Here is a 20,546-nt window from a genome sequence, read left to right on the forward strand (position 1 = left end):
AGGTTACATGACAATGACTGATCCGTTGGGCGATATGCTCACTCGCATCCGTAACGGCGCTTCCCGCCGCAAGTCGTCGGTCTCGACGCCTGCTTCGAAGCTCCGTGCACGTGTTCTCGATGTTCTGCAGTCCGAAGGCTACATCCGTGGCTATTCCCTTGTCGATTTCGGCAATGGCAAGTCGGAACTCAGCATCGAGCTGAAATATTATGAAGGCGCATCGGTGATCCGTGAGATCGGCCGTGTGTCCAAGCCGGGCCGCCGGGTCTATGTCTCGGTCAAGTCCATTCCGCAGGTTGCGAACGGTCTCGGCATCACCATCCTTTCGACTCCGAAGGGTGTGATGGCCGATCACCAGGCTCGCGAACAGAACGTTGGTGGCGAGGTTCTTTGCTCGGTCTTCTAAGATCGGGCATGGATCTCCATAGCGAACAGACAGGATTGAAACATGTCTCGTATCGGTAAAAAGCCCGTTCAGGTGCCTGCTGGGATCACGGCTACGGTCGATGGCCAGAAGGTGACTGCAAAGGGCCCGAAGGGCGAGCTGTTTTTCGTTGCTAACGACGAAATCAGCCTCAAGCTTGAAAATAACGCCGTCGTCGTGACGCCGGTGAACCAGACCAAGGATGCGCGCTCAAAGTGGGGCATGTCCCGCACGATGATCGAAGGCATCTTCAAGGGCGTCAAGGACGGTTTCGAGCGCAAGCTTGAAATCAACGGCGTCGGTTACCGCGCCGCCATGCAGGGCAAGAACCTGCAGCTGGCCCTCGGTTTCAGCCACGACGTGATCTACGAGCCGCCGGTCGGTATCTCGATCGTTGTTCCGAAGCCGACGGAAATCGTCGTCAGCGGCATCAACAAGCAGCAGGTCGGTCAGGTTGCCGCCGAAATCCGCGAATATCGCGGTCCCGAGCCCTACAAGGGCAAGGGCGTCAAGTACGCTGACGAGCGGATCGTCCGCAAAGAAGGCAAGAAGAAGTAAGGATCACGCGAAATGGCTAGCAGGAAAGAAGCACTTGCACGTCGTGCCAACCGCGTGCGCCGTCATCTCAAGTCGGTGGCCAATGGCCGTCCGCGCCTGTCGGTTCATCGCTCCTCGAAGAACATCTACGCCCAGGTCATCGATGATGTGGCCGGCAAGACGCTTGCGTCTGCCTCCACCCTCGAGAAGGATCTGCGCGGTTCTCTGAAGACCGGTGCCGATACCGCCGCCGCTACCGTTGTGGGCAAGCTCCTCGCAGAGCGCGCCTCCAAGGCCGGTGTTACGGAAGTCGTGTTCGACCGTGGCGCCTTCATCTATCACGGCCGCATCAAGGCTCTCGCCGAAGCGGCCCGCGAAGGCGGTCTCACCTTCTGATCAGTTTCCGGCCGGACGCCTCAGGCGCCGGCCGGATTTTCGCCGGACCGCAGGCGCTCTCCGAAAGGGGAGGCTGATGCGGTCCACATTTGTTTGCCGATTGCACCCGGAAAAGAAAAAGGAAGAGGACAATGGCACAGGAAAGAAGGCCGCAGCGGGACGACCGCCAGAGCCGCGAAGAGCGCGATAGCGAATTCGTCGACAAGCTTGTCGCGATCAACCGCGTCGCCAAGGTCGTCAAGGGCGGCCGTCGTTTCGGTTTCGCAGCACTCGTCGTCGTTGGCGACCAGAAGGGCCGCGTCGGCTTCGGCCATGGCAAGGCACGTGAAGTGCCGGAAGCCATCCGCAAGGCAACCGAAGCCGCCAAGCGCGAGTTGATCTTCGTACCACTGCGTGACGGCCGTACGCTGCATCACGACGTCCATGGCCGCCATGGCGCCGGCAAGGTTCTGCTGCGCTCGGCCAAGGTTGGTACCGGCATCATCGCCGGTGGTCCGATGCGCGCCGTATTCGAGACGCTCGGCATGCATGACGTCGTCGCCAAGTCGACCGGTTCGTCGAACCCCTATAACATGGTTCGCGCCACCTTCGACGCTCTGAAGCACCAGGTTCACCCGAAGGACATCGCAGCTCAGCGCGGCATCAAGTATGCAACGCTGCAGGCTCGTCGTGGCGCCTCCGGCAACGCCTCTGAAGAATAAGAGGAGTTTGACAGATGGCCAAGGCTACTAAGAAGGCTGAAGCGAAGACTGTCACGATCGAACAGATCGGCAGCCCGATCCGCCGTCCGGATGTCCAGCAGCGCACGCTGATCGGTCTCGGACTGAACAAGATGCACCGTCGCCGCACGCTGGAGGATACCCCTTCCGTTCGTGGCATGATCCGTGCTGTCCAGCATCTCGTTCGCGTCGTCGACGAGAAGTGAGACGGAGGAAACGCTCATGAAACTCAATGAAATCAAGGACAATGAAGGCTCGACCCACAGCCGCAAGCGCCTCGGCCGCGGTATCGGCTCGGGCTCGGGCAAGACTGGTGGTCGCGGCGTGAAGGGTCAGAAGTCCCGTTCGGGCGTCGCCATCAATGGCTTCGAAGGCGGCCAGATGCCGATCTATCGTCGCCTGCCGAAGCGCGGCTTCAACAACATTTTCGCTTCCGATTTTGTTGTCGTGTCGCTGGCCCGTATCCAGACGGCGATCGACGCCGGCAAGCTCGATGCCAAGACGACCGTTGACGCAGCTGCCCTCAAGGCTGCTGGTGTCATCCGCCGCGTCAAGGATGGTGTTCGCGTTCTCGCCGACGGCGAGATCAAGGCCAAGATCACCATCGTCGTTGCAGGCGCCTCCAAGCCTGCCGTCGAGAAGATCGAAAAGGCCGGCGGCACCGTGACGTTGCTTTCGGCTCCGGCTGCAGCCGAATAATAATCTGATGATATATCGCCCGGGGTGCTTCACACCGGGCGATTTTGCTCCCATATGTGGGCCTCACAAAAACTTGGCTGGCGCGCCCGCGTCATGCCGGTAAGACTCGAAAACAAGGGTGAGGCATGGGGTTGCGCCGCAATCCGTCCTGAGCCCGGTTTTGAATAATTTCATACTGATTCCGGGTCCGGTCTGTCCCCCAGAGACGCCGGAATTGGTAGCGCGGAGAAACGCATGGCTTCTGCAGCGGAACAATTGGCATCCAACCTCAATTTTTCGACCTTCGCCAAAGCCGAGGATTTGAAGAAGCGCTTGTGGTTCACACTGGCAGCTCTCCTCGTCTACCGACTTGGCACGCATATTCCGCTTCCGGGTCTCAATCCCGAAGCCTATGCCCAGGCTTTCCGCGGCCAGGCAGGCGGCATTCTCGGCCTTTTCAACATGTTCTCGGGCGGCGCTGTTCAGCGCATGGCGATCTTCGCGCTCGGCATCATGCCCTATATCTCCGCTTCGATCATCGTACAGCTCATGACCTCGGTCGTGCCGGCGCTCGAAAACCTCAAGAAGGAAGGCGAGCAGGGCCGTAAGATCATCAACCAGTATACCCGCTACGGTACCGTCATCCTCGGCGCGCTCCAGGCCTATGGTATTGCCGCCGGCCTTGAGAGTGGCCAGGGCCTCGTCGTCGAGCCGGGCTGGTTCTTCCGTGTTTCCACTGTTCTGACGCTGCTCGGCGGCACGATGTTCCTGATGTGGCTCGGCGAGCAGATCACCTCGCGCGGCATCGGCAACGGCATCTCGCTGATCATTTTCGCCGGCATCGCCGCCGGCCTTCCCACAGCTCTTGCCGGCACGCTCGAACTCGGCCGCACCGGTGCGCTGTCGACCTTCCTCATCCTGCTCGTCATCATCGTCGCGATCGCCGTCATCGGCATCATCGTCTTCGTCGAGCGCGCCCAGCGCCGGCTGCTGATTCAGTATCCGAAGCGTCAGGTTGGCAATCGGATGTTCCAGGGCGATACTTCGCACCTGCCGCTCAAGCTCAACACGTCAGGTGTCATTCCGGCGATCTTCGCATCGTCGCTGCTGCTGCTGCCGGCAACGGTCGCGGGTTTCGCCAACACCTCGGCAATGCCCTCCTGGGTGACATCGATTGTTGCGGCCCTTGGCCACGGTCAGCCGCTCTATATGGTGCTGTACGGTGCGCTGATCGCCTTCTTCGCCTTCTTCTATACCGCCATCGTCTTCAATCCGAAGGACACGGCCGACAATCTGAAGAAGCATGGCGGCTTCATTCCCGGCATCCGTCCGGGCGAGCGCACCGCCGAATATATCGACTACGTGCTGACCCGCATCACGGTGATCGGCGCAATCTATCTCGTCTTCGTCTGCATCCTTCCGGAGATCTTGGTGTCGCAAACCGGCATCCCATTATCCCTTGGTGGGACTTCGCTTTTGATCGTGGTTAGCGTAACTCTTGATACGGTTGCACAGATCCAGGGTCACCTGATCGCGCAGCAATACGAAGGCCTGATCAAGAAATCGAAGTTGCGTGGAGGAAAGAGGGGGCGATGAGACTTATCCTTTTGGGGCCGCCGGGCGCGGGTAAAGGAACCCAGGCCCAGCGGATCGTGGAAAAGCACGGCATTCCGCAGCTTTCCACGGGGGACATGCTGCGTGCAGCGGTCAACGCCGGCACGGATGTCGGCAAGCGCGCGAAGGCGGTCATGGACGCCGGCAAGCTCGTCTCGGATGAGATCGTCATTGCCATCGTTTCCGAGCGTATCGATCAACCCGATTGCGCCAACGGCTTCATTCTCGACGGCTTCCCCCGGACGCTCGTCCAGGCTGATGCTACCGAGGCGATGCTGAAGGCAAAGGGTCTCGGCCTCTCCGTCGTCATTGAATTCCGTGTCGATGATGATGAGTTGATCCGCCGTGTTGCCGGTCGCTACTCCTGTGCACAGTGTGGCAGCGTCTATCACGATACCGACAAGGTTCCGGCTGCTGAGGGTGTGTGCGACAAGTGCGGTTCGACGCACTTCAAGCGCCGTCCTGATGACACTCCGGAGACCATGACGGCTCGGCTGCAGGTCTACTACAAGGAAACCTCGCCGCTGATCGGCTATTACCATGCCCAGGGCAAACTCAAGTCCGTGGACGGCATGGCCGAGATCGATCAGGTGACGGCCGAGGTCGAAAGCATTCTTTCCAAGCTTTAAGGCTTTGAAAATAAACTTGGCGGAACGGTTGCTTTTCAGCAGTGATTCCGCTAAACACCGCGCCAACTCGCGACATTCCATGCGATCGGCGCGGATTTCCCAGGGAAGTCCGGGTGCGGTCGTTTTGACATGTTGCGGACGTAAATCTGAACGGGCGGTTCTCAAGAGCCGCATAACGAAGCCCACTTGCCGGATGGCAACTGGAATGCAAGGAGAACAGGCGTGGCACGTATCGCTGGCGTCAACATCCCGACTGCGAAGCGCGTTGTTATCGCGCTGACCTACATTCACGGGATTGGTCCGAAATTCGCACAGGAAATCGTCGAAAAGGTCGGTATCCCGGCCGAACGTCGTGTGCATCAGCTGACGGACGCAGAAGTCCTTCAGATCCGCGAAGCCATCGACCGCGACTATCAGGTCGAAGGCGATCTTCGTCGCGATACCGCGATGAACATCAAGCGCCTGATGGACCTCGGCTGCTACCGCGGCCTGCGTCATCGCCGCGGCCTTCCGGTCCGCGGTCAGCGCACGCACACCAATGCCCGTACCCGCAAGGGCCCGGCAAAGGCAATCGCTGGCAAGAAGAAGTAATTTCCGGGAAACCGGGGTAGGGAGGCTGGCGGTCTGCGCCGGCCTCTTTTGAGTTTGGAGCGGGACCATATAGGCGCCGTTCCGGTGTAGCCGCTGGCATTACGGCGGTGAAGAGATCAACGAAAGGAATACCATGGCTAAGGAAGCCGTCCGCGTTCGCCGTCGCGAGCGCAAGAATATCTCGTCGGGTGTCGCTCACGTCAACTCGACCTTCAACAACACGATGATCACCATCACTGATGCGCAGGGCAATGCAATTGCCTGGTCGTCGGCTGGCGCCAAGGGCTTCAAGGGCTCGCGCAAGTCGACCCCGTTCGCTGCCCAGATCGCTGCCGAAGACTGCGCCAAGAAGGCCCAGGAGCACGGCATGAAGTCGCTGGAAGTCGAAGTCTGCGGTCCGGGTTCGGGTCGTGAATCGGCTCTGCGCGCGCTCCAGGCTGCAGGTTTCATGATCACGTCCATCCGCGACGTGACCCCGATCCCGCACAATGGCTGCCGTCCGCGCAAGAAGCGCCGCGTCTGATCATCGCTCTCGTCACCGGTGAGCGCTTGCGCGCTCCCGGTGGTTTTCAAGCTCGGTTGCCACGATTGGATGGTGGCAACGAACGGAAGGCAAACTCATGATTCAGAAGAACTGGCAGGAACTGATCAAGCCGAACAAGGTGGAGTTCTCCTCGAGCTCGCGCACCAGGGCGACGCTTGTTGCCGAACCGCTGGAGCGCGGCTTCGGCCTCACCCTCGGCAACGCGCTTCGTCGCGTTCTGCTCTCCTCGCTGCGCGGTGCTGCCGTCACGGCGGTGCAGATCGATGGCGTGCTGCATGAATTCTCCTCGATTCCGGGCGTCCGCGAAGACGTCACGGACATCGTTCTCAACATCAAGGAAATCGCCATCAAGATGGATGGCGACGACGCGAAGCGCATGGTCGTGCGTAAGCAGGGCCCGGGCGTTGTCACGGCTGGCGACATTCAGACGGTCGGCGATATCGAAATCCTCAACCCCGAGCATGTCATCTGCACGCTCGACGAGGGTGCCGAGATCCGCATGGAATTCACCGTCAACAACGGCAAGGGCTACGTTCCGGCCGAACGCAATCGTGCGGAAGATGCTCCGATCGGTCTCATCCCGGTCGACAGCCTCTATTCGCCGGTCAAGAAGGTGTCCTACAAGGTTGAAAATACCCGCGAAGGACAGGTTCTCGACTACGACAAGCTGAACATGACCATCGAAACCGATGGCTCGATCACCGGCGAAGACGCCGTCGCTTTTGCGGCGCGCATCCTCCAGGATCAGCTTGGCGTCTTCGTCAACTTCGACGAGCCGCAGAAGGAAACCGAAGAGGAAGCAGTCACCGAACTCGCTTTCAACCCGGCTCTCCTGAAGAAGGTGGACGAACTCGAACTGTCGGTCCGTTCGGCAAACTGCCTGAAGAACGACAACATCGTCTACATCGGCGACCTCATTCAGAAGACCGAAGCAGAAATGCTCCGCACGCCGAATTTTGGTCGCAAGTCGCTGAACGAAATCAAGGAAGTTCTCGCTTCCATGGGCCTGCACCTCGGCATGGAAGTGCCGGCATGGCCGCCCGAGAACATCGAAGATCTCGCCAAGCGTTACGAAGATCAATACTGAGAAAGCAAAAGGCAGGCTCTTTCGGCTGCCTTTCCCCGTCAAACAGCAGGCCGATCGCCTGCATGTGCCAGGAAACGGCAGGCCCACTTAGCGTAAGGGCACCTGCATTAAAGGAGAATAGCAATGCGCCATGGTAAAGCCGGCCGCAAGCTGAATAGAACTGCAAGCCACCGCAAGGCGATGTTCGCCAACATGGCGGCTTCGCTGATTACCCACGAGCAGATCGTCACGACCCTGCCGAAGGCCAAGGAAATCCGTCCGATCGTCGAGAAGCTCGTCACGCTCGGCAAGCGCGGCGACCTGCACGCTCGCCGTCAGGCGATCTCGCAGATCCGCGATGCCGCTGTCGTCTCGAAGCTGTTCGACACGATCGCAACGCGCTACGCCACCCGCAACGGCGGCTACCTGCGCATCATGAAGGCCGGCTTCCGCCAGGGCGACAATGCCGCCATGGCTGTGATCGAATTCGTTGACCGCGATGCCTATGCCAAGGGCGCAGCCGACAAGGCCCGCGTCGCTGCTGAAGAGCAGGCCGTCGCCGCTTAAGTCTTCCGCTTCGGCGGAAACAGAACAGCCGGGCTGCAAAGCCCGGCTGTTTTTGTTTCTGATATGGTGACGGGACCGGCTCCATTGCGCAAAATCATTCAGGCTCGCTCTCCGCAGTTCCTTCGTCTTGCCGCCCTGTTTCTCGTCATCGTTCTCGGGCTGGTGCTCCGCCGGTTTGGCTATGCAGCCGATCTGCCCTTCATCGTCGTCAAATATGGTGGATCGGGGGGGGCGATGGTATATCTGCTCGTGGCGCTCTTTATCGCAAGGTCACGGCCGGCAGCAATCGCCGTCACGGCGCTGTTCATAGCGATCTCAGTGGAATTGTTCCGGCTCTATCACACGCCCTGGCTCGACGCGTTTCGACTGACCACGGCAGGCGCCCTGCTGCTTGGGCGCGTGTTTTCGCTTTGGAACATGCTGGCTTATGCCATCGGCATAGCTGCGGCCTGCGCCTTCGTTCCGGCCCGCCGGATTGCGTTGCGTCCTCGCCACTAAACCTGCCGTCTCACGAGGCCGACGCCATTGCGCGATTGCGCGTCCGCCCTTTGCCCTTCTGCCAGTTGCGTGCGATCGGCCGGTAGGAGCGATAGAGGATGAGCGCGATGATCAGCCCCACATAGATATATTGCTCGAGGTCGAGGATCTTGGTCGAGAGCGCGAAGTGCAACGCCCCGCAGGCGGCGATGATGTAGACGAGGCGGTGCAGCCAGATCCAGTTCTTGCCGAGGCGGCGGATCGAGAAATTGTTGGATGTCACCGCCAGCGGAATGAGCATCGCAAGGGCTGCCATGCCGAACATGATGAAGGGACGCTTCAGCACGTCGTTGATGACGGCGGCAATATCCATCGCCTGGTCGAGCACCATGTAGACGGTGAAATGCATCAGCGCGTAATAAAAGGTCAGCAGGCCAAGCGCGCGGCGATAGCGCAGATAGTTCCAGCCGAAGAGCTCTCGGGCAGGGGAAACGGCAAGCGTCAGGATCAGAAAACGGATCGTCCAGAGCCCAAGGAAAAGCTCGAAGGTCTTGACCGGATCGGCGCCGAGCTGATCGGTCGCGCCGAGATAGAACGTCCAGGCCGCAGGCAAGAGCCCGACGACATAAAGCAGCCAGACCGAGGCGGGTTGCCAGCGCTTCGGGATGGCGAGCGACAGTTCCGCCATCAGAAATTCGCCTTCAGGTCCATGCCGGCATAAAGGCTTGCAACCTCGTCGGCATAGCCGTTGAAGGGCAGGGTGGGATGGCGGCTCGCGCCGAAGAAGCCGCTCTCGCCGATACGCCGTTCGCTGGCCTGGCTCCAGCGCGGATGGTCGACCTCAGGGTTGACGTTGGCGTAGAAGCCATACTCCTGCGCGTTGGTGACCTGCCAGGTATTCTTCGGCTGCTGATCGGTGAGCGTGATCCTGACGATCGACTTGATGCCCTTGAAGCCGTATTTCCACGGCACGACGAGGCGGATCGGCGCACCGTTCTGGTTCGGCAGCGTTTCGCCATAGAGCCCGACGGCCAGCAGCGTCAGCGGATGGCGCGCCTCATCCAGGCGCAGACCCTCGACATAGGGCCAGTCGAGTGACTGGAAGAAACCCTTCTGCCCAGGCATCTCCTCCGGCCGCACCACGGTTTCGAAGGCGACGTATTTGGCGCTGCCGAGCGGCTCGACCTTGTCGAGCAGCGACGCCAGCGGAAAGCCGTCCCAGGGGATGACCATCGACCAGGCCTCGACGCAGCGCATGCGATAGGTGCGCTCCTCGATCGGGAATTCCTTCATCAGCGCCTCGAGGTCGAAGGTGCCTGGCTTGTTGACCATGCCGTCGACCTTGATCGTCCAGGGCAGCGGCTTGAAATCGCCGGAAAGAGCTGCGGGATCGCCCTTGTCGAGGCCGAACTCATAGAAATTATTGTAGGTCGTGACGTCCTTGATCGGCGTCGCCTTCTCGTCGACCTTGTATTTGCTCTCAACGGCGGAGAGGGCCGCAGCGCTTGCCTTGCCGGCGCTGTAGAGGGCCATGGCGCCAAGCGCTGCCGCGCCCAGGAATTCACGACGGCGCACATAGATCTGGCGCGGCGTGATCTCTGATGACGCGATCTTCGGTGGGCGATAGGTTGGCATGTCGAAACCTCCTCGGCGGATATCCTGAAATATAGCCCTTAAACGAACCGCCGGCATGTTGAGATTAGTGTCTAAGCCTTGAATATTGCCGACGGGAAGCCAATTTTTTGTGTTCGGCCGTGATGGAATAGGCTGTAACAAAACGTCGCGTCGAACCGTATATGATCGATGGCCCTCATGGCGCTTCTCCCCGGCGTACCGGATTTGGGTTTCCCGGTAGTGACAGCCCCCGTCGATTGGATTAGGACAATTCCAAAAAGCAGCGTTTGCCCGGCCCGCAGGCTCCATGCCGCCCGGCTTCGCCTGATAATTCCGACACGTTGAGGAAGACACCGATGCCAGTTTACCGTTCCAGAACCACGACCCATGGCCGCAACATGGCGGGCGCCCGCGGCCTTTGGCGCGCCACGGGCATGAAGGATTCGGATTTCGGCAAGCCGATCATCGCGGTGGTGAATTCCTTCACCCAGTTCGTGCCTGGCCACGTGCACCTGAAGGACCTTGGCCAGCTCGTTGCCCGCGAGATCGAGGCGGCCGGCGGTGTCGCCAAGGAATTCAACACGATCGCCGTCGATGACGGCATCGCCATGGGCCATGACGGCATGCTGTATTCGCTGCCCTCGCGTGAGCTGATCGCCGACAGCGTCGAATATATGGTCAATGCCCATTGCGCCGACGCCATGGTCTGCATCTCCAACTGCGACAAGATCACCCCCGGCATGCTGATGGCGTCGCTGCGCCTCAATATCCCGACCGTCTTCGTCTCGGGTGGTCCGATGGAAGCCGGCAAGGTTGTGCTGCACGGCAAGACGCATGCGCTCGACCTCGTCGATGCCATGGTCGCCGCAGCCGATGACAAGATCAGCGACGAGGACGTGCAGACCATCGAACGCTCTGCCTGTCCGACCTGCGGCTCCTGTTCCGGCATGTTCACCGCCAATTCGATGAACTGCCTAACGGAAGCGCTCGGCCTGTCGCTGCCCGGCAACGGCTCGACGCTCGCCACCCATCTCGACCGCAAGCGCCTCTTCGTCGAGGCCGGTCATCTGATCGTCGATCTCGCCCGCCGTTATTACGAGCAGGACGACGTCAAGGCGCTGCCGCGCACCATCGCCTCCAAGCAGGCCTTTGAGAATGCCATGACGCTCGATATCGCCATGGGCGGCTCGACCAATACGGTTTTGCACATCCTTGCCGCTGCACATGAAGGCGAGATCGATTTCACCATGGCCGATATCGACGCGCTCTCGCGTCGCGTGCCGTGCCTGTCGAAGGTCGCGCCCGCCAAAAGCGACGTGCATATGGAAGACGTCCACCGCGCCGGCGGCATCATGTCGATCCTCGGCGAACTCGACAAGGGTGGCCTGCTGAACCGCGATTGCCCGACCGTCCATGCCGAGACGCTCGGCGATGCGATCGACCGCTGGGATATCACCCGCACCAACAGCGAGACCGTCCGCAACTTCTATCGCGCCGCTCCCGGCGGCATCCCGACCCAGGTCGCCTTCAGCCAGGAAGCGCGTTGGGATGACCTCGACACCGACCGTGAGAACGGCGTCATCCGCTCGGTCGAGCATCCCTTCTCCAAGGATGGTGGTCTTGCCGTGCTCAAGGGCAACCTTGCGATCGACGGCTGCATCGTCAAGACGGCCGGCGTCGATGAATCGATCTTGAAATTCTCCGGCCCAGCTCGCGTCTTCGAAAGCCAGGACTCCTCAGTCAAGGCCATTCTCGCAAATGAGGTCAAGGCCGGCGACGTCGTCGTCATCCGCTACGAAGGCCCGAAGGGCGGTCCCGGCATGCAGGAAATGCTCTATCCGACGAGCTATCTGAAGTCGAAGGGCCTCGGCAAGGCCTGCGCGCTGATCACCGATGGCCGCTTCTCCGGCGGCACCTCCGGGCTTTCGATCGGCCACGCCTCGCCGGAAGCGGCAAATGGCGGCACGATCGGCCTGGTGCGCGAAGGCGACATGATCGATATCGACATCCCCAACCGCACGATCAGCCTGCGTGTCAGCGAAACCGAACTTGCCGCCCGCCGCGCCGAGCAGGACGCCAAGGGCTGGTACCCGGTCGAAGTCCGCAAGCGCAACGTCACGACCGCGCTGAAGGCCTACGCCGCCTTCGCAACGAGTGCCGATCGCGGCGCCGTGCGGGATCTGAACGCCCGCTGAGTCGCTCGAACCGAAGACCCCAGAGTCAGCTGCTTTTCCAACCGGTCGCTTTCAAAGCGGCCGGTTGATGTTTTTATAGGTCTCGCCGAGCTGCTTCAGCCGCTCGTCATAGGTAGCCTTGATACAGGCCGCATCCGCTCCGCATTCCTGTCGCTTCTTCAGCCATGCCGTCTGCTCGTCCTGCAAGGTTCCGCGCGAGCCCATCGCCAGCAGGCCGGAGAGCAGCTCGAAGGTCGTCACCATCTTCACGTCGGCATCGTTGAGCGCGCGGTTGTCGCAGATCGCTTTTTCATCCGGCTTCAATTCTTTCGCATCGCAATCGAAGCTTGCTGCCTGTGCCAGGTTCGATGCAATGAGCAGGATCGCAAAGCCGAGGGCCGCTGTCGTCGTTCTTGTCGTGATCATTCCTATGTTCCTGTTGCCGCCGGTCAGGCGAGCTTGCGCAGTGCCAGAGCCAGGAAGATGATGCAGATGAGCCAGACGGCAAGGATGAAGATCAGTCCGACCCGGCTGGAGGGACGCTCAATGCGCCTTGTCGCCTCCGTACGAAGCTCGTTCATCACCTCTACTGGCACGAGCCGGATCGCCAGCATGATACCGAGCGGCACGATGAGAAGATCGTCGAGATAGCCGAGCATGGGGATGAAATCGGGGATGAGATCGACAGGCGACAGTGCGTAGGCAGCAACCGCACCGGCCACCGCTTTCGCATGCCACGGCACACGGGCGTCACGGGCGGCAAGCCACAATGCTACGATGTCACACTTCAGTGACTTCGCCCAGACTTTGGCTTTTGATATCAGCTGCATGGCCGTACTTCCTGAATCAAATTCGCAATCGCTTCAAGTGGTACTTCCGCGACGTTTCGTTGCCTTATTCTTCCATGCTTCCGCCCTCTTTCCTTTCTAGCGTCGGGCGCTACAACGTTCCTCAAGAGGATTCAAAAGGAATACCCATGCAAGGCTTTTTTAAGCGCGCCTCCGTCTCGCTGTTCGCTCTGATGCTCGTCCTGCCGGCTGTCGCCCATGCGCAGACGGCAAAGACAGTGCCCGAAAGCCAGATGCAGATGCAGCTCTCCTTCGCGCCGCTCGTCAAACAGACGTCGGGCGCCGTCGTCAACGTTTATGCGGAAAAGATCGTCCAGCGGCAGTCGCCCTTTGCCGGCGATCCTTTCTTCGAGCAGTTTTTCGGCCAGCAGATGCCGAACCGTTCGGAGAAGCAGTCCTCGCTCGGTTCCGGCGTCATCGTCGAGGCGAACGGCACTGTCGTGACCAACAATCACGTCGTCGAAGGCGCCGATGACATCAAGATAGCGCTGTCGGATGGCCGCGAATTCCCCTGCAAGGTGGTGCTGCGCGACGACCGTGTCGATCTCGCCGTGCTGAAGATCGACACCAAGGAGAGCTTTCCGACATTGCCGATCGGCAATTCCGACGCGGTCGAGGTCGGGGATCTCGTGCTGGCGATCGGCAACCCCTTCGGCGTCGGCCAGACGGTGACGAGCGGGATCGTCTCAGCGCTTGCCCGCAACCAGGTGGTCAGAAACGAATTCGGCTTCTTCATCCAGACCGATGCCTCGATCAATCCCGGTAATTCCGGCGGCGCCTTGATGAACATGAAGGGCGAGCTGATCGGCATCAACACGGCGATCTTCTCGCGCGGCGGCGGCTCGAACGGTATCGGTTTCGCCATTCCTGCCAATCTGGTCAAGGTCTTCCTCACTTCCGCCGATGCCGGCGTCAAATCCTTCGAACGGCCCTATGTCGGCGCGAGCTTCGATGCCGTGACCTCGGAAGTGGCCGAGGCGCTGGGGCTGAACAAGGCCCGCGGCGCGCTCGTCGTCAAGGTCTCGGAAGGTGGGCCGGCGGCCAAGGCCGGGCTGAAGGCCGGCGAAATCGTCACCGCTGTCGACGGAATTTCCGTCGAACATCCCGATGCGCTGCTCTACCGGCTGACCACGGCCGGTCTCGGCAATTCGGTCAAGCTCACCGTCATCGAGAACGGCCGCGAGGAGCAACTGCCGCTGACGCTCGCCCGCGCCCCGGAAACCTCGCCGCGCGACCAGCGCACCATCGGCGGACGCACGCCGTTTAGCGGTGCCGTCGTCGAGAACCTGTCGCCGCGGGTCGCCGACGAGCTGCGCATGCCGCCGGAATCGGCGGGCGTCGTCGTATCCGAGGTGAAGGAGGATTCGCCTGCCGCCCGGCTCGGTTTCGAACCGAAGGATATCATCGTCTCGATCAACGGCACGGATGTGAAGTCGACCAGCGAACTGTCCGAGATCGCCGATAGCGACCCCGGCCTCTGGCGGGTCGAGATAGAGCGCGACGGCCAGCGCATCCGGCAATTCTTCCGATGAGCAACGATCTCTTCGCGCCGCGTGTTCCGGAGGAGGTTGCCGCCAGACGGCCGCTTGCCGACCGGCTGCGGCCGAAAACGCTTGCCGATGTCACCGGTCAGGAACACCTGACCGGTGAGGACGGCGTGCTGAAGAGGATGATCGAAAGCGGCTCGCTTGGCTCGATGATCTTCTGGGGTCCGCCCGGCACCGGCAAGACGACGGTGGCACGGCTGCTTTCGGGCGAGGCGGGGCTGGCCTTCGAGCAGATATCGGCGATCTTCTCCGGCGTCGCCGATCTGAAGAAGGTGTTCGAGACAGCCCGCCTGCGGCGTATGGACGGCCGTCAGACGCTGCTCTTCGTCGATGAGATCCATCGTTTCAACCGCGCCCAGCAGGACAGTTTCCTGCCCGTCATGGAGGATGGCACCGTCATCCTCGTCGGCGCCACCACCGAGAACCCTTCCTTCGAGCTTAACGCCGCTCTGCTGTCGCGTGCCCGTGTGCTCACCTTCACGTCGCATGACGAAGAGAGCCTCGAGGAACTGCTGAAGCGTGCCGAGGCGATCGAGCAGAAGCCGCTGCCGCTGACGGAGGATGCCCGCGTCAGCCTGATCCGCATGGCCGACGGCGACGGCCGCGCGGTGCTGACGCTCGCCGAAGAAGTCTGGCGCGCGGCGCGCGAAGGCGAGAGCTTCGACACAGAAGGCCTGACGCGCATCGTCCAGCGCCGTGCCCCGGTCTACGACAAGGCGCAGGATGGCCACTACAATCTGATCTCGGCACTGCATAAATCCGTACGCGGCTCGGATCCCGATGCCGCGCTCTACTATCTCGCCCGTATGTTCGATGCCGGCGAGGACCCGCTCTATCTCGGCCGGCGGCTGGTGCGCATGGCGGTGGAGGATATCGGCCTTGCCGATCCGCAGGCGCTGGTGATCTGCAATGCCGCCAAGGATGCCTATGAGTATCTTGGCTCGCCGGAAGGCGAACTGGCGCTGGCGCAGGCCTGCGTCTATCTCGCCACCGCCCCGAAATCGAATGCCGTCTACACCGCCTTCAAGGCGGCAAGCCAGGCGGCAAAGCAGAACGGCTCATTGCTGCCGCCGAAGCACATCCTCAACGCGCCGACCAAGCTGATGAAGGGCGAGGGGTACGGCGACGGCTATCGCTACGATCACGACGAGCCGGATGCCTTTTCCGGCCAGGATTATTTCCCGGAGAAGATGGGACGCCAGATCTTCTACGATCCGCCGGAACGCGGCTTCGAGCGCGATATTCGCAAGCGGCTGGAATGGTGGGCAAAACTTCGCAAGGAGCGTAATCCGCGCTGAAGCCTGGCGAATCTCAGGAAGCGCGCGGCGTCTTCTGATTTGCCGGCGCGGCGATCACCTTGACGGACGATTCCGCTAGCCCGTGATGACCTTCCATATCGACGATGACATGCCAGTGACCGCTTTCCGGAACGGCGATCTTGATCGGCGATTTGCGCGCCACGCCGCCGATATATTTGAAATCGAGAACCTCGGTGAATCGCTGGAAATTCGGCGCCGTCATCAGGCGGACATTGTTCACCGCATTCAACGACACCTCGATAATCGTTCCGGCGCGTTGTTCCTTGAGATCGTAATGGGTGAAGCGGAAATTCGGTTTCATCGGTCTCGCGGCGTCTGAAGTCTCTGCGACGCGATTTTACCAGTATGTCGGTTAAGGAAAAGTTGGAACTCGGCCTTTCAGTTCACGTCTTCGCGCTCCGCCTCAGAGCACGCCGAGAACGACATAGAGTTCGACGCAGGCGAGCACTACGCCAAAAACGATCAGCGCCTGGGCGGTGCGCTTCTCGCGCATCTGCTTACTGCCGCGGGTGATCCTGTGTGGGCGAGGGAACTGAAAACCGGAGGATATGACATTTCGCATGGCATTTGACCTTTGCAGCGATGGCGAAAGTCTACTGCTGCGGGCGATAGAAAATCCATTCGGAGCGGGGCACGGAAATATAGGAATGGCATAAAGGCCGATGCGAGAAATTTCGAAGCGTGATGTCGGAAAGACATGAGCGCCGCCGTCCTTGCGGTATCGATGCAAACACGGAGCAAGGACATGTCGAAGATGACGCTGATTTCGATGATCGCAACGGCTGCCGCATTCCTGGCCGCGCCCGATATATCAGGCGCCGGAGGTGGCGCGCCGGCGATCGAGGAGAAGAAGGCTGCGGCGCCGATCGTCAGGAAGGGAAGCGTGCCGGTCAACGGCATTGATTATTATTACGAGATCCGCGGCGAGGGCGAACCGCTGCTGCTGCTTCACGGCGGCCTCGGGCAGATCGAGATGTTCGCGCCGGTCATGCCTGTTTTCACCGACCACCGGCAGGTGATCGCCGTCGATCTGCAGGGCCATGGCCGCACGCCCCTCGGCCAGCGGCCGATCGAGCTTCCAGCCATCGGCGCCGATCTCGCGATCCTGGTGAAGCAACTCGGTTACGACAGGGTCGATGTCTTCGGTTATTCCTTCGGCGGCGGGGTGGCGCTGAACATGGCGGCGAACGCGCCCGACCAAGTGCGCCGGCTGGTGATACTCTCGGCACCCTATGCGCAGAACGGCTTCTTCCCGGAGATGCTGCCGCAGCAGGCGGCCGTCGGCGCCGGTATGGCCGACATGATGAAGGACACGCCGATGTTCCTCTCCTATAAGGCGGTGGCGCCTGACGTTTCCGAATTTCCGAAGCTGCTCGACGCCATGGGCGCGCTGATGCGCCAACCTATCGACTATAGCGATGCCGTCGCCAAGCTCACCATGCCGGTCATGCTGATCTATGGCGATGCCGACATGATCCGGCCCGAGCATATGATCGACTTCTACCACAAGCTCGGCGGCGGTCTGCGCGATGCGGGCTGGATGCGGGAGAACATGTCGAAGAACCGGCTGGCGATCCTGCCTGATCTCACCCATTACGAGACTTTCGCCTCGCCCCTTATGGCGAATATGGCAATGACCTTTCTCGATGGCGGCGGCAAGGCGCCGAACTGGGCCGAGCAGGTCGGAAAGTAAGGGAAGGCGGCCGGGCTTTCCCTGCCGCCTTCCCTCTGCGGTCAGCTGCCGCGCTGGTTTTCCCGATCCAATTGCGTCACCAGCGCCAGGATCGTTTCCGAAACCGGCGTCGGCACGGCAATCAGACGTCCAAGCGCCACCACCATGCCGACCAGCGGCGTGATTTCGAGCGCCTTGCCACCGATCAGATCCTGCAGCATCGACGTGCGCACGGCACCGATATGGCGCGATTGTTCGAGCCGCTGCTCGACGGTCATGCTGAAACGCGCGCCCAAGGCCTCGCCGACGGCGCGGACCTCGTTCATCACTTTGCCGACTGTGGTCGAAAGTGATGGATCTGCCATGATGTCAGTCATCAGCGCCCTGGTCAGCGCACTGATCGGGTTGAAGGCGGTATTGCCCATCAGCTTGCTCCAGATCTCGTCGCGGATAACAGGCGTCGTCGTGATGTTGAGGCCGGCGTCGGTCAGCACCGCGGCGATCGCCTCGAGATCGGGCGAGATCTCGCCCGAGGGCTCGCCGAGCACGAAGCGGCCGTTGTTGGCAAGCTGGATCTCGCCGGGATTGATCACCTCTGCGCCTTGATAAGCGACGCAGCCGATGACGCGTTCCGGCCCGATCAGCCGCCAGAGCCTGCCGCCGGGATCGAGTTCGTCGAACTGCAGTTCGGCATGCCGGCTTTGGGTATCGCGGTGAAAATACCACCACGGAATGCCGTTAAGGATCATGACGACGCGGGTGCCCTCCTTGAGGAGGCCTGCAATGCCTTCGGCGGCAGGCGCCAGCTGATGCCCCTTGAGGCCGGTGATGACGAGATCCTGTGGCGGCAATGTGCTGGGATCGTCGGTCGCAGTCAGGCGGACGTTGATTGGCCTATCCGCATCGGCTTCGCGCAGGCTGAGACCGTTGTCGCGGATGGCGTCGAGATGGGCTCCACGCGCGACGACGGAGATGGTGGCGTCGTTTCTGGCTTGGCTCGCAAGCTTGGCGGCGATAGCGCCGCCGAGTGCCCCGGCGCCATAGATGCAGATGGACTTGATGGACATACTCGCCTCTCCATGGTGGTGATCGAACCTAGATCTAGGTCATTCCAGGCGTGAGGCGAATGCTAATTTGCCGCATGATGCGCTTTCCTGCGGTCACAGCGGCGCTGCCCGCCGCATCCCCGAGATCTGGGATGCGGCGGACAATGCCCGGTCTTCAGGCCGAGGTCGTTGCATCGCTCGGAAAATCCGTGGACAGCGCGAGCTGGCGCCAGGCGGCAAGTTCCTTTTCGACGCTGGCATGCTGCTGCTCGATGACGGCCACCGTGTCGCTGCCGAACGGCATCCGCAGCGGCGGATTGGCCGAGTTGACCATCGTCATGATGCCGGTGGCGAGCCTCGCGGGATTGCCGGGCTGGGCATGGTTGGCGTCGGCGGCGAAACTGCGCATGTTACCGGCCGGCGTGCCTTCGTAATCGGCGATGGAGGCCGGGCTGATCGCCAGCGACGCGCCGGCGAGGAAGTCGGTGCGGAAGAAGCCGGGCTCGACGATCGTCACCTTGATGCCGAAAGGTTCGAGTTCGGCGGCCATCGATTCGGACAAGCCTTCGACAGCGAACTTCGTCGAGCCGTAGACGCCCCAGCCGGGATAGCCGAAGTAACCGCCGATCGAGGAAAAGTTCAGGATGTGGCCGGAGCGCTGGCGGCGCATATAGGGTAGCACGGCGCGCGTCACCTTCAGGAGCCCGAAGACGTTCGTGGCATAGAGCCTTTCGATCTCTGCAGCAGTGGCTTCCTCGACAGCGCCGAGCAGGCCGTAGCCGGCATTGTTGGCGAGAACATCGATGCGCCCAAAGCGGGCGATGCCGGCAGCCACAGCCTCTTTCGCCTGCGTCTCGTTGGTGACGTCGAGGGCGACGGCAAGCAGGTTCGGATGATCACCGAACTGCTCGGCCACGGTCTTCGGGTTGCGGGCGGTGGCGATGACGGCATCGCCTGATGCAAGGGCTTCCTTGGTCATCAGCGCGCCGAAGCCGCGGGATGCACCGGTGATGAACCAGACTTTCATGACGAATTCCTTTCGAACTGTTCGGTTGGCGTCGCATCTCTTGCTGACGGGTTGAATTTGACCGAAAATCTGTTGCTGTATAAGATTTGTTATTTTTGAAACTATGATGAGTGTAGTTCAGCAATGCGAGCCACCGAACTGTCCGAACTTGCGGCCTTCGCGGCTGTCGCGCGGCATAAGAGCTTTCGCAAGGCGGGTGAGGAGCGGGGCGTCACCGCTTCCGCAATCAGTCATGCCGTGCTCAATCTCGAAGACCGGATCGGTATTCGGCTGCTCAACCGTACGACGCGCAGCGTTTCGCTGACCGAGGCCGGCGAACTCTTGATCTCGCATCTCGATCCGGCCTTCGGCGAGATGGCAGCAGCGCTCGATGCTCTGAACCGCTACCGCGACACGCCGTTCGGCAAGGTGAGGATCAATGTGCCGAACTCGATCGGCCCCTTCGTCATCGGCCGCATCATCGGCCCGTTGCTCAAAAGCAATCCCCATTTGCAGCTTGAGATCAACGCGACCGACAGGCTGGTCGATATCGTCGAGGAGGGCTTCGATGCCGGCATCCGCTTCGGCGAGCGCGTCACCGAGGGCATGATCGCACTGCGCATCAAGCCGCGCATCCGCTTGGTCGTCGTCGGTTCGCCCGCCTATTTCGAGACCCGGCCGAAGCCGGCGACACCCCACGAACTCAAGCGCCATCTTTGCATCCAGAACATGTTTCCGTCAGGTGCGCGCTATGCCTGGGAATTCGAGAAGGATGGCCAGACGGTGAGCTTTCAGCCGACCGGACCGCTGTCGCTCGACGACCACGAGCTGATGATGCAGGCAGCACTCGGCGGCGTCGGCCTTGCCTATATCTGGGAGCCGCGCGTGGAGAAGGCGATCGCCAGCGGCGAGCTGATTAAGGTGCTAGACGACTGGTGCCAGCCGGAGGAGCCGCTCTATCTCTACTATCCGAGCCGTCGCCACATGTCGGCGGGTTTCAGGGCGGTCATCGACGCGATGAGAGCCGAGTAAAAAGGTCGGGATTCGTATCCGTCACCCTTTTGACTCCGACGCCTGA

General features: G+C 61.1%; 25 protein-coding genes. 18 read left to right on the forward strand and 7 right to left on the reverse strand.

What is annotated here, in order from left to right; all coding sequences use genetic code 11:
* The first annotated feature begins 7 nt into the window (after positions 1-7).
* The 13 genes from rpsH (at position 8) to C3Y91_RS27275 (ending at position 8,263) form a co-directional block, all read left to right on the forward strand.
* Positions 8-406, forward strand: coding sequence for a 30S ribosomal protein S8 (gene rpsH / locus C3Y91_RS27215; protein WP_018067986.1), 399 nt, complete (start codon positions 8-10; stop codon positions 404-406).
* Positions 407-448: 42 nt separating this feature from the next.
* A complete protein-coding gene (gene rplF, locus C3Y91_RS27220) occupies positions 449-982 on the forward strand; it encodes a 50S ribosomal protein L6 (RefSeq protein ID WP_003547563.1) in 534 nt (177 codons plus the stop codon).
* Positions 983-994: 12 nt separating this feature from the next.
* Entirely contained in the window at positions 995-1,357 is a 363-nt protein-coding gene (gene rplR / locus C3Y91_RS27225) for a 50S ribosomal protein L18 (RefSeq protein WP_003547564.1), read from the forward strand.
* Positions 1,358-1,488: 131 nt separating this feature from the next.
* Positions 1,489-2,058 carry a 30S ribosomal protein S5 gene (gene rpsE, locus C3Y91_RS27230; RefSeq protein ID WP_017963908.1) on the forward strand — a complete coding sequence of 190 codons (570 nt, stop codon included), beginning with the start codon at positions 1,489-1,491 and terminating at the stop codon, positions 2,056-2,058.
* A 14-nt stretch (positions 2,059-2,072) separates the two neighbouring features.
* Entirely contained in the window at positions 2,073-2,282 is a 210-nt protein-coding gene (gene rpmD / locus C3Y91_RS27235) for a 50S ribosomal protein L30 (RefSeq protein WP_003547566.1), read from the forward strand.
* A gap of 16 nt (positions 2,283-2,298) precedes the next feature.
* Positions 2,299-2,775: a 50S ribosomal protein L15 gene (gene rplO / locus C3Y91_RS27240; protein WP_003547567.1), complete on the forward strand. Its 477-nt coding sequence runs from the start codon at positions 2,299-2,301 to the stop codon at positions 2,773-2,775.
* 234 nt (positions 2,776-3,009) lie between these two features.
* Entirely contained in the window at positions 3,010-4,350 is a 1,341-nt protein-coding gene (gene secY, locus C3Y91_RS27245; protein ID WP_018067985.1) for a preprotein translocase subunit SecY, read from the forward strand.
* The gene (locus C3Y91_RS27250) at positions 4,347-4,997 is read left to right on the forward strand and encodes an adenylate kinase (RefSeq protein ID WP_018067984.1); all 651 of its coding nucleotides are present in this window, start codon (positions 4,347-4,349) and stop codon (positions 4,995-4,997) included. Before secY ends, C3Y91_RS27250 begins: the two co-directional genes overlap by 4 nt.
* A gap of 222 nt (positions 4,998-5,219) precedes the next feature.
* The gene (gene rpsM / locus C3Y91_RS27255; RefSeq protein WP_003573772.1) at positions 5,220-5,588 is read left to right on the forward strand and encodes a 30S ribosomal protein S13; all 369 of its coding nucleotides are present in this window, start codon (positions 5,220-5,222) and stop codon (positions 5,586-5,588) included.
* Positions 5,589-5,721: 133 nt separating this feature from the next.
* On the forward strand, positions 5,722-6,111 hold the full coding sequence (gene rpsK / locus C3Y91_RS27260) for a 30S ribosomal protein S11 (RefSeq protein WP_003547577.1): 390 nt from the start codon (positions 5,722-5,724) through the stop codon (positions 6,109-6,111).
* 97 nt (positions 6,112-6,208) lie between these two features.
* Positions 6,209-7,219 carry a DNA-directed RNA polymerase subunit alpha gene (locus C3Y91_RS27265; protein ID WP_003547579.1) on the forward strand — a complete coding sequence of 337 codons (1,011 nt, stop codon included), beginning with the start codon at positions 6,209-6,211 and terminating at the stop codon, positions 7,217-7,219.
* A gap of 123 nt (positions 7,220-7,342) precedes the next feature.
* Positions 7,343-7,765 (forward strand): 50S ribosomal protein L17, encoded by a 423-nt coding sequence (gene rplQ, locus C3Y91_RS27270; protein WP_003558556.1) that lies wholly within the window; start codon positions 7,343-7,345, stop codon positions 7,763-7,765.
* Positions 7,766-7,849: 84 nt separating this feature from the next.
* The gene (locus C3Y91_RS27275) at positions 7,850-8,263 is read left to right on the forward strand and encodes a ribosomal maturation YjgA family protein (protein ID WP_168576036.1); all 414 of its coding nucleotides are present in this window, start codon (positions 7,850-7,852) and stop codon (positions 8,261-8,263) included.
* Between the two features lie 10 nt (positions 8,264-8,273).
* On the opposite strand, the gene msrQ is transcribed toward C3Y91_RS27275, so the two are convergent.
* Positions 8,274-8,930 (reverse strand): protein-methionine-sulfoxide reductase heme-binding subunit MsrQ, encoded by a 657-nt coding sequence (gene msrQ, locus C3Y91_RS27280; protein WP_130681515.1) that lies wholly within the window; start codon positions 8,928-8,930, stop codon positions 8,274-8,276.
* Positions 8,930-9,877 (reverse strand): protein-methionine-sulfoxide reductase catalytic subunit MsrP, encoded by a 948-nt coding sequence (msrP, locus tag C3Y91_RS27285; protein ID WP_024320558.1) that lies wholly within the window; start codon positions 9,875-9,877, stop codon positions 8,930-8,932. Before msrP ends, msrQ begins: the two co-directional genes overlap by 1 nt.
* A gap of 335 nt (positions 9,878-10,212) precedes the next feature.
* On the opposite strand from msrP, the gene ilvD reads away from it, so the two are divergent.
* Positions 10,213-12,051: a dihydroxy-acid dehydratase gene (gene ilvD, locus C3Y91_RS27290; protein ID WP_018072627.1), complete on the forward strand. Its 1,839-nt coding sequence runs from the start codon at positions 10,213-10,215 to the stop codon at positions 12,049-12,051.
* Positions 12,052-12,102: 51 nt separating this feature from the next.
* On the opposite strand, the gene C3Y91_RS27295 is transcribed toward ilvD, so the two are convergent.
* Positions 12,103-12,456, reverse strand: coding sequence for a lysozyme inhibitor LprI family protein (locus C3Y91_RS27295; RefSeq protein WP_018072628.1), 354 nt, complete (start codon positions 12,454-12,456; stop codon positions 12,103-12,105).
* A 23-nt stretch (positions 12,457-12,479) separates the two neighbouring features.
* The gene (locus tag C3Y91_RS27300; RefSeq protein ID WP_168576037.1) at positions 12,480-12,860 is read right to left on the reverse strand and encodes a YkvA family protein; all 381 of its coding nucleotides are present in this window, start codon (positions 12,858-12,860) and stop codon (positions 12,480-12,482) included.
* A gap of 146 nt (positions 12,861-13,006) precedes the next feature.
* Here C3Y91_RS27300 and C3Y91_RS27305 point away from each other — a divergent pair, with 146 nt between their 5' ends.
* Both C3Y91_RS27305 and C3Y91_RS27310 read left to right on the forward strand, forming a co-directional pair.
* Complete coding sequence (locus tag C3Y91_RS27305) at positions 13,007-14,410, forward strand: DegQ family serine endoprotease (RefSeq protein ID WP_018072630.1); 1,404 nt, start codon at positions 13,007-13,009, stop codon at positions 14,408-14,410.
* On the forward strand, positions 14,407-15,723 hold the full coding sequence (locus C3Y91_RS27310) for a replication-associated recombination protein A (RefSeq protein ID WP_130691002.1): 1,317 nt from the start codon (positions 14,407-14,409) through the stop codon (positions 15,721-15,723). The genes C3Y91_RS27305 and C3Y91_RS27310 overlap by 4 nt, the downstream gene beginning before the upstream one ends.
* A gap of 13 nt (positions 15,724-15,736) precedes the next feature.
* Here C3Y91_RS27310 and C3Y91_RS27315 read toward each other — a convergent pair whose 3' ends face one another.
* Positions 15,737-16,045 carry a DUF1883 domain-containing protein gene (locus tag C3Y91_RS27315; protein WP_017963919.1) on the reverse strand — a complete coding sequence of 103 codons (309 nt, stop codon included), beginning with the start codon at positions 16,043-16,045 and terminating at the stop codon, positions 15,737-15,739.
* 396 nt (positions 16,046-16,441) lie between these two features.
* On the opposite strand from C3Y91_RS27315, the gene C3Y91_RS27320 reads away from it, so the two are divergent.
* The gene (locus C3Y91_RS27320; RefSeq protein ID WP_174827140.1) at positions 16,442-17,437 is read left to right on the forward strand and encodes an alpha/beta fold hydrolase; all 996 of its coding nucleotides are present in this window, start codon (positions 16,442-16,444) and stop codon (positions 17,435-17,437) included.
* Between the two features lie 41 nt (positions 17,438-17,478).
* Here the strand turns inward: C3Y91_RS27320 and C3Y91_RS27325 are convergent, their stop codons facing one another.
* Positions 17,479-18,483, reverse strand: coding sequence for a ketopantoate reductase family protein (locus C3Y91_RS27325; RefSeq protein WP_018072633.1), 1,005 nt, complete (start codon positions 18,481-18,483; stop codon positions 17,479-17,481).
* Between the two features lie 154 nt (positions 18,484-18,637).
* Positions 18,638-19,489, reverse strand: coding sequence for an oxidoreductase (locus C3Y91_RS27330; RefSeq protein WP_130760672.1), 852 nt, complete (start codon positions 19,487-19,489; stop codon positions 18,638-18,640).
* Positions 19,490-19,612: 123 nt separating this feature from the next.
* Here C3Y91_RS27330 and C3Y91_RS27335 point away from each other — a divergent pair, with 123 nt between their 5' ends.
* Positions 19,613-20,500 (forward strand): LysR family transcriptional regulator, encoded by an 888-nt coding sequence (locus C3Y91_RS27335; RefSeq protein WP_018072635.1) that lies wholly within the window; start codon positions 19,613-19,615, stop codon positions 20,498-20,500.
* The last annotated feature ends 46 nt before the right edge of the window (positions 20,501-20,546 follow it).

The organism is Rhizobium ruizarguesonis, assembly GCF_012349115.1.
Lineage (GTDB): Bacteria > Pseudomonadota > Alphaproteobacteria > Rhizobiales > Rhizobiaceae > Rhizobium > Rhizobium ruizarguesonis.